This is a genomic window from Alteromonas sp. 14N.309.X.WAT.G.H12 (genome assembly GCF_036697315.1).
Lineage (GTDB): Bacteria > Pseudomonadota > Gammaproteobacteria > Enterobacterales > Alteromonadaceae > Alteromonas.
Genome location: NZ_JBAHZB010000194.1, coordinates 1 through 3,039, shown reverse-complemented (window position 1 = coordinate 3,039; position 3,039 = coordinate 1). Strand labels below are relative to the sequence as shown.

Genomic DNA, 3,039 nt, shown 5'->3' with positions numbered 1-3,039 from the left:
TAACCGGTGATCATTGTGCCTCAGGTGGGTCAATTTTAAATTGTCGTTAGTGGGTCAGTTTTACATTGCCGGTGACACTGACCTAGTTCTTTATTAACCCTGCCTAGCTCTGTCTTATGCTTTTCAAGGTGGGATAGACTGGCTTGTGCTGAATTGATTTGCCTATCCATATCATTTACATGCTTCTTAATACGGTAGTTATGCTCTTGGACAGTCTCTTTGATTAGGCGTTGTCTTTCAGATTCTGATACACCATTCTTAATTCTCAACTCACCAATTAATCTATCTCGCTCACGTTCCATGCGTTCAGTGAACTCAACCTTGGACTTACTACAGTGTTCAATTATGTGTTTATTCTGAGTAGGATTAGCTCTATTGATTGACTCTTGTAGCTCACTACGGCGATCAAACAACCGTTCTTCTGTTAACTCAGGTATAGCGTGTTGTGGCCGTTTAGCATCTTTAGGTAACTCAACGTTACTTGTGATAGTGCTCCAAATATCGTTTAGTCTCTGCTCACGTTGCTTATCAGTAAGGAATACAAGATTCCAGTAGTCAGCCATGACCTTATCATTAAATTCACTTTTAACAGTGTTGTAGTTCTCTTTGAGTTTCTTAGCCTTAGCTTCAGCTTCTCTTTGTTCAATGGCTTCTTGTGTATATTTAATACGGTAATCATCAAACTTAATTTGTGCTTGTACTGGACTGTTATGTAAGTGAGTTAACAAGTCCTTACAGATAGCTTCAGTAGCGTTTAGACGGTCTTGTAGTTCTCTAATCATTTCACTTTGTTTGCTCATTATGCTTTTCTCCTTTTCAATTTATTGTTTAGGTTTATTGTTTATTGTGATAGTGCTTTGGTAATACATTCATTAATGATTGTCGCTGCACCGACCTTGCGTTTACGTCCTGCCTGTCTTTTCGTTTGCTCTTGCTGTATTAGCATTAAGCTAAGTGGAGTCAGGTTCACACGTACTTGTGGATTGCTTAGTACCTTGTAGTTTTTCATTAGGTTTTCCTTATGGGTTTTTTGGTTAATTAACAGGGTGTTATAGGTAATTGGATGTAGTTGTTTCATGGGCTTTTACGAAAAACAAATACACCAAAAAGAAGACTCTGAAAGGTGACATTGAGCCAGCCTAAAGCCTTCGTTTCGGTATAATTGAAATATTGAAGAAAGGTTGTCTAAGACAAGTACATGAAATACACACAAGCCTTAGACACATGAACAACTCTAATGATTAAGCAATGACTAAGACAATCTAAAGCCTTGCCCTTAGTCCATTAATAACAGGATTAATCATTGATATATCCATTAATGAACTGACCTTAGACTGTCTTAGGTTATCTATAAGAAGACCAATGGTTATCTTTAAGAAGACCAATAGCTATCTATAAGTCTTTGTATTTATTGATATAACTAATAAGTTAATTGTAAATGAAAGACTTGTAGACTTCTTAAAGGTAATCTTAAAGACTAACCAATAGATATTGGTGTTGGCCTTAGATTTGATGACTTAGAGTTGCCCCCCTTACCCCCCACAAAATGTAGGTAGATAAGGGTGGAAACAATCATCAATAAACCACCAGCATCTATTGGTTAGTCTTGTAGTTGGCCTTGAGTTTGATTGACTGGTCACTTGCCCCTGAGCCTTAGCTCACCACCATGAAGTTAGTGACCGAGTGATTGTCTTCATGATGTCCTTTCATTCATAGGTCAGGGAGTCAGCTATCCCTTGTATTATCTGGCCTGCAAGAATATAAGGTAAACCTGATATGCCTAGTGATATCCTGTGCTTATTAAGACGGTTACAAGGGTAATCAATAAGACAACCTAAAGACATCGCTACTAGCTCACCAGAAGATCTACAAGATCATTTCTAGGCGTAAGGAATACAAATATATTAGGTAGAAATATAAGGGCTTGTAGAGCCTCCTAGAGCCTGATACTGATTCAGGTAAGAGGCTCACCTTGTACGTGATAGTTAACTCAAGGTCACAACTTGACGTTCAGCTTGTCTTACAGCTTCAGTCAGTGCTGATACATGATGTTTAAGGTCTGTTAGAGTCTCAAGGTCAGACGCTAGGATGTCACCTAGCTGTTGTGTGTCGTAGTCCAAGAGAGCCAGAAGATTATCAATAGAGTCATTAAGTTCTGTTACTTGTATTTGGTTCACCATGTTGAATCCTCCGTGGTTGTTAAGAGTCAATGACAAGTAAACCAAAACACAAACCTCAAGTCAATAAATTTAATTAAATCAATCACTTATACTCACTAGCGATATTTAATCACTATTGAGAATCTTATGCACTGCTCCTTTACTACAGCCTAACTCAGCGGCAATCTTAGCCATACTCAAGCCTTCTTCTCGTAGCTGGTGGACTCTCTCACGGTCTACAGTTTTCTTACGGCCAAACTTAACGCCCTTACGTTGTGCATCCGCTATACCTTCCATCTGTCTTTCGTAGCGCAGAGACAACTCAAATTCAGCTACAGCGGCAATCATATGGAACATTAACTTACCGTGTGGTGTTGTTGTATCAATGCCTTGGTCAATCACAATCAGACCTACACCCTTATCTTCTAGTAACTTGGATATGTTCGCTAAGTCAGCCACTGAGCGTCCTAAACGGTCTAGCTTGGTCACAACAATGGCTTCACCTTCACGTACATAATCAAGCATCTTCTGTAGTTCTGGTCGGTCTGCTGTCTTACCTGAGCGTTTCTCTTGGTAAATCTTAGTGCAGCCTTTAGCTTCTAGTGCCTGTAGCTGTACGTCTAGCTTCTGCCCTGTAGTTGATACTCTTGCGTAACCAATTAACTGACCAGTCATGTTTACTCCTTATCGTTCAATAAAGTCTAAGTACTAAGTGAACTCTATATTAATGAACGGTAAGTGAACGGTCAATAGGAATGTTCAATATATTATACTTTGGTGGACGATTAAGAACCTACAATAATGTAAGCGATCATTTTAAACCGTTCTTTACAACCGTTTGATTTAGATCTAATGGTGCAGCACTAATATGCCTGACGAT

4 protein-coding genes are annotated in these 3,039 nt (G+C 39.0%); all 4 read right to left on the bottom strand.

Annotation, left to right across the window (positions count from 1 at the left end; translation table 11 throughout):
• Window positions 1-35 precede the first annotated feature (35 nt).
• Window positions 36-800, bottom strand: a complete 765-nt coding sequence (locus V5298_RS20295) for a hypothetical protein (protein ID WP_332933232.1) — start codon at window positions 798-800, stop codon at window positions 36-38.
• A gap of 41 nt (window positions 801-841) precedes the next feature.
• A complete protein-coding gene (locus V5298_RS20290; protein ID WP_332933231.1) occupies window positions 842-1,009 on the bottom strand; it encodes a hypothetical protein in 168 nt (55 codons plus the stop codon).
• 976 nt (window positions 1,010-1,985) lie between these two features.
• Window positions 1,986-2,180 carry a hypothetical protein gene (locus V5298_RS20285; protein ID WP_332933230.1) on the bottom strand — a complete coding sequence of 65 codons (195 nt, stop codon included), beginning with the start codon at window positions 2,178-2,180 and terminating at the stop codon, window positions 1,986-1,988.
• Between the two features lie 105 nt (window positions 2,181-2,285).
• Window positions 2,286-2,834 carry a recombinase family protein gene (locus V5298_RS20280; RefSeq protein ID WP_332933229.1) on the bottom strand — a complete coding sequence of 183 codons (549 nt, stop codon included), beginning with the start codon at window positions 2,832-2,834 and terminating at the stop codon, window positions 2,286-2,288.
• Window positions 2,835-3,039 lie beyond the last annotated feature (205 nt).

What these genes read in the sequence shown, in the direction of transcription:
- V5298_RS20295 (WP_332933232.1), bottom strand. Translation starts at nt 800, where the DNA reads ATGAGCAAACAAAGTGAAATGATTAGAGAACTACAAGACCGTCTAAAC.
- V5298_RS20290 (WP_332933231.1), bottom strand. Translation starts at nt 1,009, where the DNA reads ATGAAAAACTACAAGGTACTAAGCAATCCACAAGTACGTGTGAACCTG.
- V5298_RS20285 (WP_332933230.1), bottom strand. Translation starts at nt 2,180, where the DNA reads ATGGTGAACCAAATACAAGTAACAGAACTTAATGACTCTATTGATAAT.
- V5298_RS20280 (WP_332933229.1), bottom strand. Translation starts at nt 2,834, where the DNA reads ATGACTGGTCAGTTAATTGGTTACGCAAGAGTATCAACTACAGGGCAG.